The sequence below is a fragment of the Kordia sp. genome (assembly GCF_050633145.1).
Classification (GTDB): domain Bacteria; phylum Bacteroidota; class Bacteroidia; order Flavobacteriales; family Flavobacteriaceae; genus Kordia.
In genome coordinates this window covers 263,616-278,705 of the sequence record NZ_JBOEFY010000004.1, presented here as the reverse complement: position 1 = coordinate 278,705, position 15,090 = coordinate 263,616, and the positions used below count along the sequence as shown (strand labels likewise).

General features: G+C 34.1%; 9 protein-coding genes. 5 read left to right on the top strand and 4 right to left on the bottom strand.

The features are described from left to right. Positions 1-24: 24 nt before the first annotated feature. The 3 genes from ACRBBL_RS03405 to ACRBBL_RS03395 all read right to left on the bottom strand — a co-directional run bounded on the left by ACRBBL_RS03405 (position 25) and on the right by ACRBBL_RS03395 (position 2,743). Positions 25-288, bottom strand: coding sequence for a hypothetical protein (locus tag ACRBBL_RS03405; protein ID WP_431367638.1), 264 nt, complete (start codon positions 286-288; stop codon positions 25-27). 215 nt (positions 289-503) lie between these two features. Continuing rightward, positions 504-1,418, bottom strand: a complete 915-nt coding sequence (locus ACRBBL_RS03400; RefSeq protein WP_431367637.1) for a GYDIA family GHMP kinase — start codon at positions 1,416-1,418, stop codon at positions 504-506. Next, positions 1,418-2,743, bottom strand: a complete 1,326-nt coding sequence (locus tag ACRBBL_RS03395; protein ID WP_431367636.1) for a hydroxymethylglutaryl-CoA reductase, degradative — start codon at positions 2,741-2,743, stop codon at positions 1,418-1,420. The genes ACRBBL_RS03400 and ACRBBL_RS03395 overlap by 1 nt, the downstream gene beginning before the upstream one ends. 400 nt (positions 2,744-3,143) lie before the next feature. Between ACRBBL_RS03395 and ACRBBL_RS03390 the strand changes: the two genes are divergently transcribed. The 4 genes from ACRBBL_RS03390 (at position 3,144) to ACRBBL_RS03375 (ending at position 10,346) form a co-directional block, all read left to right on the top strand. After that, on the top strand, positions 3,144-5,312 hold the full coding sequence (locus tag ACRBBL_RS03390) for a S9 family peptidase (RefSeq protein WP_431367635.1): 2,169 nt from the start codon (positions 3,144-3,146) through the stop codon (positions 5,310-5,312). Positions 5,313-5,354: 42 nt separating this feature from the next. Then, on the top strand, positions 5,355-7,223 hold the full coding sequence (locus ACRBBL_RS03385; RefSeq protein ID WP_431367634.1) for a peptide MFS transporter: 1,869 nt from the start codon (positions 5,355-5,357) through the stop codon (positions 7,221-7,223). 66 nt (positions 7,224-7,289) lie between these two features. Then, positions 7,290-9,662, top strand: coding sequence for an oligopeptide:H+ symporter (locus ACRBBL_RS03380; RefSeq protein ID WP_431367633.1), 2,373 nt, complete (start codon positions 7,290-7,292; stop codon positions 9,660-9,662). Between the two features lie 135 nt (positions 9,663-9,797). Next, positions 9,798-10,346 carry a thioredoxin family protein gene (locus ACRBBL_RS03375; RefSeq protein ID WP_431367632.1) on the top strand — a complete coding sequence of 183 codons (549 nt, stop codon included), beginning with the start codon at positions 9,798-9,800 and terminating at the stop codon, positions 10,344-10,346. 2 nt (positions 10,347-10,348) lie between these two features. Here ACRBBL_RS03375 and ACRBBL_RS03370 read toward each other — a convergent pair whose 3' ends face one another. Further along, a complete protein-coding gene (locus ACRBBL_RS03370; RefSeq protein WP_431367631.1) occupies positions 10,349-12,385 on the bottom strand; it encodes a ComEC/Rec2 family competence protein in 2,037 nt (678 codons plus the stop codon). 232 nt (positions 12,386-12,617) lie between these two features. Between ACRBBL_RS03370 and ACRBBL_RS03365 the strand changes: the two genes are divergently transcribed. Further along, complete coding sequence (locus ACRBBL_RS03365) at positions 12,618-14,906, top strand: T9SS type A sorting domain-containing protein (RefSeq protein ID WP_431367630.1); 2,289 nt, start codon at positions 12,618-12,620, stop codon at positions 14,904-14,906. Positions 14,907-15,090: the final 184 nt, after the last annotated feature.

The following is a 15,090-nucleotide window of genomic DNA, read 5'->3' as shown; positions in this document are numbered from 1 at the left end:
TTTAAAAACTTATCACTAACCGTATTAATCCCAATATTGATAAGCTACTCCTTGATGCGAATCACACACTGCGGAAATATGACAAAGTTCACCATCATGACAATGAATTGAATGATGAGAACCATCAGTACATCCTACATGTACAACCTGTGTCGCATTAGAAGGTCCGGAAGGTCCAGAAGGGTTAGAAGGATTAGAACTTGTTTCTCCAGAACCAACAATTCCTCCTATAATATTTCTCTGTTCTGCCTTGGTTAGAATAACACCTAAACTTTTTAATTCTTTCATGATAATAGATTTTAAATTAATAATAATCTAAGTAAAAAAAATAAAATAAGTTAGGAAAGAAATAGCATTGACGGTTCATAAACCGTAAATAAGAGGTGATTATATCAGGAATAATTTGGTGTAATTAATAAGCGGTTACTCTCTCTAGATGAATTGGAAACGCTAGCGTAATAAAGTAACTCTATATATAAATCAATACGTAGTTTATGGAATACTTACTTCTTGTTAGGAAAAATCATCTCATCAAAAGGAATTACAGTCTTATAACCTTTCGCTTCAAAATACGCTTTCGTATCTTCATTTCCTGTAGCCAATACAAAATCGCCGCCCCAAGCACCTAAACTCTTTATTTGTCCAAAATAATCACCAAACAAACGTTCCTGTACTGGTGTTTCTTGAATAATGTCGGCAATTAATTGTTCGTGTTCCTTCAAAAGCAATTCAAAATCAACTAGCGAGGTTGTTTTAGCCATTTCAGAAGTAATTGCGTTAATTACCTTTATTTCATTTGCAATCGTGCCTTTTCGGGCATTATAACTTGCAATGGCGTTTCTGCTATTTTGTTTTTTGTTTAAATGTACAAAGTACAATTGATCACTAAAAGAAGGTGAAAAACTAACTTCGGTCACTTTAGGTTGTTGTTGGTGTACTTCGTATATAATTGGCGAGTTATGTTTCGCGCAAGCAATATCATAGCCACTTCCTTTAAAAGCATTCCAAAGTAGTGTGTACGGATTTACATCTGCCCAAAGCGCAATATTATGAATTAGGGTTGAAGAAGAGCCCAATCCCCAATTTCTTGGGAAATTTAATGTGGTCTTCACTTCAAAGCCAGTTTCTCCAGCTAAAAAATCAGGGTTCAAACGTTTGGCTTCCGATAGTAAATTATGCAATGTTTGACTCACTTCATCGTCATACGTAGTTTCTGAACCAAAAGCTGATAAGTCTAAAATTTCTCGATACCAATATTCGCCAGTAAATGCGACACTTTTCCAAACCAGTTTTGAAGTTTCAATCGGAGTAACGGTAAGTGATTGTCCATATTTCGTCGGAATAGCCAATGCTTTTGCACCATCCAATACGACGTATTCACCTGAGAGTAATAACTTTCCGTTGCTATAAAAATTCATTAGGCATGTTCCGATTTATATGCTGTAAATGCATTCACTACAGCACTATGTGTAACGGTTTTATCTTTAAAGTAATTAACAAAATGAATCTTTTCTGCTTCGGTAGCTTCCAACTGATTCAAGATGTTAATCAAGTGCATTTTCATATGTCCTTTTTGAATTCCTGTAGTAACCAATGAACGTATTGCAGCAAAATTTTGTGCCAGCCCTGCAACGGCTACAATCTGCATCAATTCTTTTGCATTGGGTTTACCTAGCATCTCTAAAGCTAATTTTACCAATGGATGCAAAGAAGTTAAACCGCCAACAGTTCCTAAAGACAATGGAATTTCAATCCAAAACCTAAAAATTCCATTTATAACTTCGGCGTGTGTTAAGCTAGAATAACGACCATCTTTGGCTGCGTAGGCATGAATTCCAGCTTCAATTGCTCTAAAATCATTTCCTGTAGCCAATACAACAGCATCAATACCATTCATAATTCCTTTATTGTGCGTCACGGCGCGATACGGTTCTGTTTTGGCAATTTGTATAGCGCGTACAAACTTTTCTGCAAACTCGTTCGCGTCTACCGATTCGCTTTCGGTTAAAGCTTCTACAGGACAACTTACTTCTGCTTTTACAATGCAATTTGGAACATAATTAGATAAAATACTCATTACGATCTGAATCTCTTTTTCTGTTGAAGAAAAGGCTTCAAACCTTGCTGCTTCAGCTTGAAAAGTTTTTGCAAACTGTTCCAAACACGAATTGATAAAATTTGCGCCCATAGAATCTACGGTTTCAAAAGTGCAATGCAATTGAAAATATCCGTTGAGTTCATCTGTCTTGTCACGCAATTCAATATCAGTAATTCCGCCACCGCGTTTTTCCATATTTTGCGTAATATGTTTTGTGGCGGCAAACAATTCGGGTTTTATGTTGTTAAAATATTCTTGTAGTTTTTCAGTAGCTCCAAAATACATAAAATGGACTTGTCCAACTTTTTCAGTACTTAAAACGGTTGCTTTAAATCCTCCACGATCTAACCAAAACTTAGCTGCTTTACTTGCAGCTGCAACTACCGAACTTTCTTCGATTGTCATAGGAATGGCGTACATTTTATCATTAATCAAAAAATTAGGCGCAATTCCTAACGGAAGATAAAAATTCGTAATCGTATTTTCAATAAACTCGTCGTGTAGTTTTTGTAGTTTTTCGTCTGAATTCCAATATCTTTTTAACATGGCTATCACAGTTTCACTATCGTGAAAATATGTGTTTGCAAGCCACTCAATTTTTTCGTCTTTGGAAAATTTAGAGAATCCAGCAATGGGAGCAATCATACAATCAAGGTTTAATAACGACAAAGATACATAATGAAAAAGTAACAAATTGAGTCTGGTATATTATTTAGAAAATAGTTCAGAATTTAGTAAAAACAATCGCTATTTATATCCCTAATAATTTAGAGTTTAATTTTAGTAAAACTCAATTTTAAGAAGTCGATAAGACATCTTCAAAATTGTAAGTTGAACTAATCTTTTAGAAAAGCAAGATCATAGATTCATGCTAATTTGAGGTTGATATTTTGTTTAATATGAAACCAGCAAAATAGGTACTATAGTTAATGCCTTTTATTTTTTTGTGGTACTTGCTTGATATTTGTATATTGTCAGCTTTATAATTGAAAATTACTCAAAATAATAAGCTTTTAACAAGCTAATTTCAAAAAACGCAGCACGAATGAAAATAAAATCTGTTTTTCTTTTTCTCTTCTTAGGACTTGCCAATCTTACTTTGGCGCAACAAAAAGAAATTACGTTACAAGAAATATGGTCAGGAGCCTTTAGAACAAGCGGAATGGATGTATTGCACTCTATGAACAATGGAGAGCAATATACAGTGTTAAATAGACGATCAGGATCTGTAGATAAATACGATTACAAAACACTTCAAAAAGTAGAAACAATTGTAAAAGCGGATGATCTTTCAGAAATAAGTTCATTTTCTTCATACAGCTTTAGTGATGATGAAAGTAAACTTATCTTGGCAACTCAAGTTGAGCCAGTATTTAGAAGATCGACACTAGGAATTTTTTACGTGTACGATATCGCTTCAAAAAAAGCAACAAAAATTTCAGACAATAAAATACAAGAACCAACCTTTTCTCCAGATGGAAAAAAGGTTGCTTACGTTTATAAGAATAATGTGTATGTAAAAGACTTGATGTCTGGAGCTTCAACACAAATTACAACAGATGGTGTAATAAATAAAATCATCAATGGTGTAACGGATTGGGTATACGAAGAAGAATTTGGTTTTGTACGTGCTTTTCAATGGAATGCAGATAGTGATCATATTGCGTTTATTCGTTTTGACGAAACAGATGTGCCTGAATTTTCTATGGATGTGTACGGTAGCAAATTATATCCGCAACAACATGTATTCAAATATCCAAAAGCAGGAGAAAAAAATGCAGAAGTTTCATTGCACTTATATAGCTTAAACGCAAACAAGACTTCAAAAATCAATTTAGGAAACTATACAGACTTCTATATTCCAAGAATAAAGTGGACAAACGATCCTGCAGTTTTGAGTGTGCAAGTAATCAATAGACATCAAAATGAGTTGGATTTGATTATGTACAATGCAGCTAGCAATCAAACAGTAGTTGTATTAAAAGAAACAGACAAAGCGTATGTAGATATTACAGACAACTTAACGTTCTTAGAAGATAATAGCTTTATTTGGACAAGCGAAAAAGATGGATTCAACCATATTTATCACTACAAAAAGGATGGATCATTAATCAATCAAGTAACAAAAGGTCCTTGGGAAGTAACGAACTATTACGGTTACGATGAAAAATCAGATCGTGTATTCTATCAATCTGTAGAAAATGGTTCTGTCAACAGAGATGTCTATTCGATCAAAATCAACGGAAAGAAAAAGAAAAGACTTTCTACGAAAAACGGAACAAATAGAGCTAATTTTAGTACAAACTTCACCTACTATATCAATACATTTTCAAGCGCAACTACGCCGCCAGAATATTCACTTCACCTAGCAAAAAACGGCAAGCTTGAAAAAGAAATAAAAAACAACACAAGCGTTAAAAATAAATTGAGCGGATATAAAATGTCCGAGAAAGAATTCTTTACCTTAACTACAGCAAAAGGACACGAATTGAATGCTTGGATGATAAAGCCAGCAAACTTCGATGCTTCTAAAAAATATCCTGTATTTATGTATCAATATTCTGGACCAGGTTCGCAGCAAGTTGCCAACAGATGGAATGGTGCAAATGATTATTGGTTTCAAATGTTAGCACAAAAGGGTATGATTATTGTGTGTGTTGATGGACGTGGAACAGGCTTTAAAGGAGCTGATTTCAAAAAAGTAACCTATAAAGAATTAGGAAAATACGAAGTAGAAGATCAAATAGATGCTGCTATCGAACTAGGAAAACGTTCGTATGTAGATAAAGATCGCATCGGAATTTGGGGATGGAGTTATGGAGGATTTATGTCGAGTAACTGTCTTTTAAAAGGAAATGATGTATTTAGCATGGCAATTGCGGTAGCACCAGTAACAAGCTGGCGTTTTTACGATACCATTTATACGGAACGTTATATGCAAACACCGCAGGAAAATGCAAGTGGATATGATGATAACTCACCAATAAATCATGTTGAAAAACTAAAAGGTGACTATTTATTAATTCATGGATCAGGAGATGATAATGTACATGTGCAAAACACCATGCGTATGATTGATGCATTAATCAAAGCTAATAAACAATTTGATTGGATGATTTATCCAGATAAAAATCATGGAATATATGGTGGTTATACACGCTTACATCTGTATACGAAAATGACAAAATTCATTGAAAATACCTTGTTGAAATAACAAGCCTTATTGCAATTAAACTAATCCTAACAATTAATTATAATGACAAACTCAGTAACACAAGAAAAAGAAGTTTTCGGGCATCCAATAGGACTGTACGTATTATTTTTTACAGAATTATGGGAGCGTTTCTCGTACTACGGAATGAGAGCTTTATTAGTATTATACGTAGCCACATCTGCTACAGCAGTAGATCCTGGGCTGGGTTGGAGTAGTGGAGATGCAATTTGGCTCTACGGATGGTACACAATGCTTGTATATGTAGCTTCGATTCCTGGTGGATATCTTGCTGATAAGTTTTTAGGGCAAAAGAAGACCGTAATGCTCGGAGGATTTTTACTCTGTGCAGGACACTTGGTCTTGGCAATTCCTAACGAAACGGCGTTTTTTGTTGGTCTGTTTCTCATTATTTTGGGTGTTGGAGGGTTAAAACCAAACATTTCTACCATGGTTGGTGGATTGTATAAAGAAGGAGACATTCGACGTGATAGCGGATTTACTATATTTTACATCGGAATTAATATTGGAGCATTCTTATCTAGTATTGTTGTTGGATTGGTAGCGTATGAATATGGATGGCACTACGGATTCGGATTGGCAGGAATTGGAATGTTAATTGGACAAGCCGTTTTTATTTATGGTCAAAAGCATTTAAAACATGTAGGAAACTTTATTGGTGCTGACGATTCTGGAGTAGATTCAGCAGTAATGAAAAAACCATTAACGAAAATTGAAAAAGACAGAGTTATTGTATTATTAATTTCGTTCTTAATTGTTGTAGTTTTCTGGGGAGCTTTCGAGCAAGCAGGTGGATTAATGAACTTGTATACAGATGCAAAAGTAGACAGATCAATTGCTATAGGTTCTTGGACAGAAATTCCAGCAGCCGTATTCCAGTCATTAAATGCAGGATATATCATTATTTTTGGAACCGTTATTGGTGGTTTCTGGTTATGGTGGAAAAAACAAGGAAAAGAATCTTCTTCACTATTCAAAATGGCAATCGGAACTATTATCATGGGATTAGGATATGTGTTCATGATGTTCGCTTCTAAAGAAGCAAGTGCAGAAACATTTGGAAAAGCTGCGATGTACTGGATCTTTTTAGCGTACTTATTCCATACAATTGGAGAATTATGTACATCACCAGTATCATTATCGTTCATTACAAAATTAGCGCCTATCAAATATGCATCTATTATGATGGGAATCTACTTTGCAGCAACAGGTTTTGGTAACAAATTAGCAGGAAGTATTGGAGAAGCATCACAGTTAGAAAGCTATAAAGGAAATTTAGTAGCAAGTAAAGCTCAGATCTATAACTTTACTGAAAAAGATTCTATTAAAGTTAAGAAATTAGTAAATGGCGAAAAAATAATTGATAAAGTATTCGATTATGCTATTAATGAAGATAATAACTTCTCTATCAAAGCAAAAGTGTATTTAGATGGAGACAATGTGGTGTTTGATGAATATAAAAAAGGCACAAACATTAACAATTTATTTGATCTAACTGCAGTTACAACAGAAGGTAAAAAGGAAAATGAAATTGCAAAAGCGAAAAAAGAAAAGCAAGAAAAACTAGCGCATTTAAAGGCATATTTAAAAGACAATGGAGCTTCTAAAGAAACGCCACTTCATGCAAAACTAGCTTTCGAAAAAGACAAAGATAAAGCACAAGTTATAGCGAATAAAGGTGACGGGAAAGACTATGGAGTTAAGTTTGTTATAGAAGAAGAGCAAAACAAACAAGAATATAAAATCTTTACATTCTTAGTAATCTTTACAGTTGCTTTTGGATTGTTGTTAATTTTATTCTTGAAGAAATTAAAGAAATTAACACATGGTGCGGAAGATAACGAAGGAACAGCACACGAAGAAGCTGAAGGATTCGAATTAGCAGACAATTAAAATATAGCATATATAATGAAACCCTCATTCTCAGAGGGTTTCCCTTTTTAACAAAACCTTTTTTATATGAGTACAGATATTGATAATCTATTTAAAGACAAAGTTCTAGGACATCCGGGAGGATTGTTTGTATTGTTCTTTACAGAAATGTGGGAACGTTTTTCATTCTATGGAATGCGCGTATTGTTAGTAAACTTTCTAACAATGGCAGCCGTAAGTTACAATCCAGGTTGGGAATGGACCGCTGAAAATGCAGGTGCACTATTCGGAACCTATGCAATGTTACTATACATTACACCAATTATTGGTGGATATATTGCTGATAAATATACCGGATATCGATGGGCAGTTGTAATTGGAGCGCTCATCATGACCTTAGGACATGCGTCAATGGCAATAGAAACAGAAGCATCTCTGTACATAGGATTGGCATTGTTAGTTATTGGAACAGGTTTCTTTAAGCCTACAATGACGTCAATTATATCTGAAATGTATAAAAAGAATCCAGAGAAAAAAGATGGTGCCTATACCATTTACTACATGGGAGTAAATGCAGGAGCGTTCTTTGGAATGATGCTTTGCGGATATCTAGCTGAAAAAATAGGTTGGGCTTATGGATTCGGTCTTGCCGGAGTATTCATGTTGTTAGGAACATTACAATTCTGGTTAGCAGGTAGCTTATTTGGTAATATTGGTGCAAAACCAAGTAAAATACACGAAGTAGAACTTCCTCAAAATATCAATGAGAAAAGTGTAGAAATAGAAGAAGGAGAAACGGAAGAAAGACCAAATCCTTTTACGATGTTAGACAAAGTCTTAATGATTATTTGTTCTATCATAGGACTTGGGTATGCATTCAATGATCCAATATCTAAAATTGGAGGATTTGATATGTTTGAATCCTTGCAAATCCAAGATTTTGAAGGGCAATATGTTGCCGTACTTTTTGCCTTAGTATTATTCTTATGTTTAGTAATTTCAAGAATATCACGTTATACAAGAATTGTACGAGATCGAATGATTGCATTTATCATATTTGCGTTCTTTACCGTATTCTTCTGGTTAGCTTTTGAACAAGGAGCTACGTCATTGGTATTATTTGCAAGAGATAATGTAGATAGGTCCTTAACTGGAAATTCGGCAATTGCCTTCAATGTGATCAACACTTTGCTTACGGTGATTCCTTTAATCATTATTTCATGGGTATTGTATTTACTTTGGAAGAAAACCTATAGTAAAATTGGACTATCTAATATTGTATTGGTAGTATGCTTCTTATTAATGTGGGTTATTGTTGGATGGATGTTAAACAGAGATTTCAATACAACATCTTATGACATAACGTATGATGCTGTAAGAACAAATATAACGCCAAGTAGTTATGGAATGCATCCAGAAAGGGAAAAGCAATTTGCAGGAAAATTGCTAGGAGGAGCATTCACTGCACAAGATCCAACCGATAGTAAAAAAGAAATCGGTGTGGCTATTGATAGTATCATGTATCAAGGTAAAGTCATAAAAAAGGAAACATCTAAAAAATACATCAGAAAAGAAAGAGAAGCAGAACAAAAAATATTAAACGCTAAATATGTAGCTTCGATTATAGCGATTAGAGATACTGAAAATGCTACAGCATATTATACAGAAAAGAAAGAAGCTAAAAAAATATCATTAGGGAAACTGTACTACGATACACCAATCTCAGAAGGTTTGGCTCGTACAAATGGAGATAATGTAGTTTTGGAAAAATCTTCAATAGCGGAACCTTTAGTATTTGAAGTTGGACAAGAATTGGCAATTATCAAAAAGAACAATGAAGGTTCTGAATTTGGATACTTAGATCCAATACGTTTAGAAGCTGCTAAGTCAGTAGATGCTAAAGATAACGGTATCATAAAAGCAACAGTAACTGAAATAAAAAGTAATGAAGTAGAAATCACAGTGTCGTGGTTTAGTATCTTAAACTCATTCTTTATCATTGTATTTGCATCATTCTTCTCTAAATGGTGGGAAAGCAAATACAATCCATCTGCAGCTACAAAATATGCATTAGGACTTATTGTAATGGCTGTCGGATTCGGATTGCTTGCATTTGGTTCTTTCGGAATTAGTGATGGTGTAAAAGTAAGTATGATATGGTTAATTCTAGCCTATCTATTCCATACGCTTGGTGAACTCTGTCTCTCGCCTGTGGGACTCTCGTATGTATCTAAACTAGTTCCTGCACGTATGATTGCATTCATGTTTGGAATGTGGTACTTAGCTATTGCGATAGGAAACAAACTAGCCGCAGTAATTGGTGGGCAAATTGAAAATATTACGAAAGATTATGACTTATCTACATTCTTCTTAATATTTACGATTGTTCCTGCTGTCGCCGGATTATTAGTATGGGCATTAAACCCAGTATTAAAGAAACTTATGCATGGTGTAAAATAGCCTGCAAAATCATAAAAATTTTAAAAAAGCGTTTTCTACGGAGAACGCTTTTTTTATATCTCAATTGCAAATTGTAACTTGTATTCGTAAACTAGGCACAGAGTTTGCGACTGAGACCATATAAAAGACAAACAGATGAAAAAAGTTATCCTATTAATAAGTGTACTTTTTGTAAGTATCACTACAATGCAGGCGCAGAAAATCAATTGGGTTACCATGGAAGAAGCGCAAGAACTTATGAAGAAAGAACCGCGAAAAGTAATTATGGATGTATACACAACTTGGTGCGGACCGTGTAAAATGCTAGACAAAAACACATTTGGAAATCCAGATGTAGCCAACTATATCAACAAAAACTATTACGCCATCAAATTCAATGCAGAAGGCGATTCAAGTGTTAGCTATGAAGGAAACACATTCACGAATCCAAATTATGATCCTGCAAAGAAAAAGCGCAGAAATGCACAACATCAATTTGCAAGATATCTGAGTGTTCGAGCATATCCAACAATGGTATTCTTTGATGAAGATTTCAAACTCATTGCACCAATTTCTGGATACTTATTGCCTAAACAACTTGAAATCTATCTAAAACTTTTCAAAACAGACAAATACAAAGAAGTCGTTTCAAAAGAAGATTGGGAAAAATATCAAAAAGACTTCGAGCACGAATTTAAAAGCTAAACTTATTTTTCTAAAGAAATAGAAAAGAATCCTTTTTCGCCAGTATAGTGAAAAGGGATTTTTTGTTTTTTGGCTGCCGCTTTCCAACGCTGTATATAACTTCTATAATTACTTCCGTCGGCGATAATATATTTAGGTTTCAACTCTGCAATCACACGATTTAAATTTACTTTGGGAGAATTGCTCAACAAAACATATTCAGGTTTTAATAGTGGAATTTTATACATGCCTAAACTATCAATTCGCAACAAATACGAATCATTTATAGCATATACGTTTTGTAAACAATCTTGTGTAATGTTTTCTATAAAATCTTTTTGACGTTGCTGTTTAATCGTAAAATTTTTCGCTGTGGCGGAACTGTCTAAATCATGAAATAACTGTAAATAAGTTCCTTGTTGCTTTGCTAAAATTGTTGCTTTCGTTTGATGAAAAATAGCAAACGAATTTGTTGTTGGAAACGCTTGAAAACGATCAAAAAACCACAATCCTTGGCAAACTAAAACACTATACAAAACTACTTTTAATTGTCTCCTTTTCGGAAGATGGATATACTGAGCTAATGCAATCAATACCAAATAACAACCAATCATTTGCAAAAAGCGCATCGGAATAGCTGTCAAAACAAACTGTTCGTGTGAAGCAATCCAAGAAACGAAAACGTTCATTTGCTGAATGATGAAACTATACAGTGTGCTTAAAAATTCTGGTAACCATTGAAAATAGGCAACAACGATCACAAGAATTCCAAAGGCTAAAATAATTCCAAGCAAGGGAACAATGGTCAAATTCGCCACAAAAAACAATCCAGGAAACTGATGAAAATAATACAAACTCAATGGCAAAACTCCCAATTGTGCAGACAAGCTAACAGTTAGCAATCCCCAAAATGATTTTCCAAAAAACGACCTCGGATTCCAAAGTTTCTTCCATAAAGGTTGAAAAACTACAATGGCAAAAACGGCGGCATAGCTCAATTGAAAACCAACATCAAACAAAAAATGTGGTTTGCAAAGCAACAAGAAAAACATAGAAATTGTCAGCACTTGTAAGGTGTTGGTTTGTCTTCTAAAATGTGTAGCAATCACAATGGCAGTGAACATCGTTACTGCGCGAACAACAGAAGCAGACAAGCCTGAAACAAAAGCAAAACTCCATAAAATACTCAATAGTAAAAGTAATTTTAAAGATTTTCCATAATTAAAACGCTCAAGTGGATTTAGTAGAAACTGTAATAAAAACAGCAGAATTCCAACATGTAATCCTGAAATTGCTAAAATATGAATGGCGCCTGCGTTGGCATAATTGGTTTGTAACTCTTTCGAAATTTGTTGTCGTTGTCCAAGTAATAACGCTTCAATTACTGCCAATTCATCAGTCTTAAAATTAGCTTCTAATAATCGTGAATGAATTGTATTTCGAAGCGTAGCTGCATAGCCATATAATGTTTTCGGAACATTTTCTGTAAGTAAAAATTCACCCGTTTTCAAATACACCTGCTTATAGATATAACGATCATTCAAATACGCTTTATAATCAAAAGATGTCGGATTCAAAGCAGCTTTAATTTCAACTGGAAGTTTTTCGGTGTACAGAATCGCATCTACAGGAAGTGTAGTCATTGTACTATCTTTTCTCACATGAACTAAAATTTTGCCAGAGGCTACACTATCATTCACCCGTAAAACTTTCCCAACATATCGATGGTAATATGAATTCGATTTTAAAACTTCGTGAATGCGAAACTGTATATTTTCTGTATGTTCAACATGGTTGTAATGCGAAGCGTGGTTTTTCTCTTCATGGAAACTTTCAATCACCATTCCTAAACTCGCAGTTGTTATCAAAGCGATCATTCCGAAACCCATAGTTTGTATAAATTGCTTTCGGGCAATCCAAAAGAAAATACTCAGTACAAGAAACAATCCACCAAAAATAAAGCAACTTGTCGTCCAAGAAATACTAAAATAATAACCAATTAGAATTCCAAAAATTAAAGAAAATGTCAGTTTTGTAACGGTAAAATTGAGCCACTTCATTCGTAAAAAATCAATTAAAATTATTTCAAAGTAGTCAAAAAAATAGCAGCTTATCAAAACAAATGTACAAGCGTTCTATTTTGAGTGTGAGCGTTGTTAAAATGTAAGAAATTTGCTAAAAAAGCTTTGTTTGCAGCTTGTATTCAATAAATTAAAAAGTTAAAATGCACGAGTGAAATACAGAAATTACATATAAAACAGTACATTTATAACATACAATCAACCAATTACCATGAAAGCAAAACTACACTACGCTATTATTTTATGCTTAGCGTTTACTACCATAGGATTTTCACAAGTAGACTTAGGAGACGACATTATTGCCTGTCAGGGAGAAAGTTTTGTCTTGGACGCAAGTACAGCCAATGCAACATCCTATCAATGGGTAAAAGATGGACAAATACTTGGTGGTGAAACAAGCGCAACTTTGTTGGTAACAGAAAGTGGTTTGTATGAAGCCACGGTAATAGTTAGCGGAACACCAATTTCAGACACCATTGTTGTTACTATAAATTCAAACCCGAGTGTTAGTTATATAACGCCTTATAACATACAAAATCTTTCAAGTAATGGTTTTGAAACGTTTGATCTTACAACAAAAATTCCAGAAATTACAAATGGGAATACAGACTTAATTGTTACTTTTTATGAAACACAAGTTGACGCACAAACGAATACAAATCCTATCATAAATCCTACTAACTATCAAAATATAGCTAATCCGACAACAATTTTTTTACGTGTAGAAGATATAAATACAGGCTGTTCTAGGATTAGAAGTTTTACTTTAGAAGTGTTAACGCATGTTATTGTTGAATGTACTGATGCACCTGGAATTACGACATATTGTTACGGAAATGATGATGCAACTGAATTTTTTATTACAGCCGAAGATTCTAGTTCTATATTGCAATTAACATTTTTGGCTGGAGAGGTAGAAAATAGCTGGGATGAGTTACTTATATATGATTCGGATGGCGTTACACTATTATATTTAGGATATGGAAATAATGGCGATCTTACTGGGTTATCGTTTGAAGCTACAGGAAATAATCTTACAATAAAAATTTCGTCTGATGGAGTGAATTCTTGCCAAACGAATTCCTACGAACCATGGCAATTTACAGCAACTTGCTCAAACAGTCCAACGTTCGGAACGTTAGAAGTGAGAAGTTTTTTAGATGAAAATAATAACTCTGTATTTGATGATGGAGAAATTTTATTCCCAAATGGAAGTGTAGAATATGAAGTTAATGACAATGGAATTATTAACGAAGCAGCTGCTAATGGAAATAATATTTTAATCAATAGTGATCAAAATGATACATACGATTTTACATTTATTTTATACGAAGCGTACGAAGATTGTTTTGACGTTACAATACCAACTATTGACAATGTAAGTATAGTTCAAGGTGAAACGACTACAATCGATTTTCCTATTACAGAACAGCAACTTTGCGAAGATGTAGGCGTTACTTTGGCTAATTACTCAGCGCCACCACGACCTGGATTTACACATTCAAATACGTTATATCTAAAAAACTATACAGCAACTACGCTGAATATGGGAACGGTAGAAGTAACTATTGACGATTTATTAGTATTAGGAACCGTTGTAAGCAACGATACAAATCATATCGTAACAAATACTGCAACAGGATTTACAATTAATTTCACAAATTTGCAACCTTTTGAAGTCAGAGATTTTTCGATAGAATTATCTTGTCCTGCCAGTATTCCTTTGGACGAGATTGTAGTAAATACAGCTACCTATATCGCAGATGCTAACGATTTAGTCAGTGAAAACAATATGTCTACATTGCAAGAAACAGTGGTTAATTCTTGGGATCCAAACGACATTACAGAATCACGCGGACCAGAAATTATACACCCAGATTTTACTTCGGAAGATTATTTATACTATACCATCCGATTCCAAAACTTAGGAACTGCAGAAGCGATTAATGTACGAATAGAAGAAACACTCGATACACAAGTAGATGAAACTACATTTCAAATGATTGCGTCGAGTCATGCATATCAAGTACGTCGTATAAATGATGAATTGGTTTGGAATTTTGATAATATCAACTTGCCAGCAGAAATGTTTGATGCCGAAGGAAGCAATGGTTTTGTACACTTTAAAATAAAGCCAAAAGCAGGTTATGCTATTGGAGATATCATTCCAGGAGTTGCAGGAATCTATTTTGACTTTAATGCGCCTGTAATCACAAATATCTTTGAAACCGAATTTGTAGAACCACTTTCTGTCGATGAATTATCTAGTACGCAAATAAAAATGTATCCAAATCCAGTCAAAGACATTTTATATATAAAACTTGACAAAAGTGAACTTATAAATATCCAATTAATAGATATACACGGAAAACAAATACTAACGAAAACAGCAACGGACAAACAAATAGAACTAAATGTTTCGAGTCTAAAAAGTGGAATCTATTTTCTAAAATTAAGTTCAGACACAGCACAACTTACTAAGAAAATTATAGTGAACTAGGTTTTAATAGTAAAACAAACAAATTAACAAATCCACAAAAAACGGAGTTTAATAGTTTAGTATCCAAACGTCACTTCGAGTGATTTTCTGTCATATTGAGCGCAGTCGAAATAGACAGGAAATAGTATCGAGAAGTACTTCGAAAAATGTAGTTTCTAACACCTAACACCTAACACCCAGAAAC

Excerpts from the sequence above, each read along its gene's own strand:
- ACRBBL_RS03405 (WP_431367638.1), bottom strand. The coding sequence starts at position 288 with ATGAAAGAATTAAAAAGTTTAGGTGTTATTCTAACCAAGGCAGAACAG.
- ACRBBL_RS03400 (WP_431367637.1), bottom strand. The coding sequence starts at position 1,418 with ATGAATTTTTATAGCAACGGAAAGTTATTACTCTCAGGTGAATACGTC.
- ACRBBL_RS03395 (WP_431367636.1), bottom strand. The coding sequence starts at position 2,743 with ATGATTGCTCCCATTGCTGGATTCTCTAAATTTTCCAAAGACGAAAAA.
- ACRBBL_RS03390 (WP_431367635.1), top strand. The coding sequence starts at position 3,144 with ATGAAAATAAAATCTGTTTTTCTTTTTCTCTTCTTAGGACTTGCCAAT.
- ACRBBL_RS03385 (WP_431367634.1), top strand. The coding sequence starts at position 5,355 with ATGACAAACTCAGTAACACAAGAAAAAGAAGTTTTCGGGCATCCAATA.
- ACRBBL_RS03380 (WP_431367633.1), top strand. The coding sequence starts at position 7,290 with ATGAGTACAGATATTGATAATCTATTTAAAGACAAAGTTCTAGGACAT.
- ACRBBL_RS03375 (WP_431367632.1), top strand. The coding sequence starts at position 9,798 with ATGAAAAAAGTTATCCTATTAATAAGTGTACTTTTTGTAAGTATCACT.
- ACRBBL_RS03370 (WP_431367631.1), bottom strand. The coding sequence starts at position 12,385 with ATGAAGTGGCTCAATTTTACCGTTACAAAACTGACATTTTCTTTAATT.
- ACRBBL_RS03365 (WP_431367630.1), top strand. The coding sequence starts at position 12,618 with ATGAAAGCAAAACTACACTACGCTATTATTTTATGCTTAGCGTTTACT.